This window comes from Bradyrhizobium sp. CFUWI (assembly GCF_056429085.1).
The window spans coordinates 1-396 of the sequence record NZ_JBWJZE010000296.1; the positions used below are offsets into that span (position 1 = coordinate 1).

At 74.0% G+C, this 396-nt stretch carries 1 protein-coding gene; it reads right to left on the reverse strand.

What is annotated here, in order from left to right; genetic code table 11:
• Positions 1-40: 40 nt before the first annotated feature.
• Positions 41-396 (reverse strand): hypothetical protein (locus AC066S_RS39885; RefSeq protein ID WP_478272078.1); only part of this gene is annotated, 356 nt, incomplete at its 5' end.

Consider the following 396-nt stretch of genomic DNA (forward strand, 5'->3'; position numbering starts at 1 on the left):
GGCCTGGCGGCTTTTTTCTATGGCATGGCAAAAGCACCGGTCAGGCCGGGCGGCGGGGCTCGACGCGCAGTGCCAGGCAGAAGGGCTGCCCGCAGGGCGCGCGGCCCTCGTAGGGGCAGCCCGGCTGGTCGCAGGCCGGCAGTGCGCCCCGGCGTGCGGCGGCCTCCGCTTCCTCGTCCTCCGGACGCCATCCACCCGCCTGCAGCGCCGCCATCTGCAGCCAGGGGTCGGCCCGCATCGCCGCCTGCTGCATCCACTCGCGGCCATAGAGCGCGGCCTGCGGCGGTGGCTGGAACTCCAGTGACAGCAATGCGCTGGTGCGGCCCGCCGCGCCTGGCTCGCCCGTTCCTTGCTGCAGCACCAGGGCGAACACGCCCGAATCGAGCCGGCCCATCC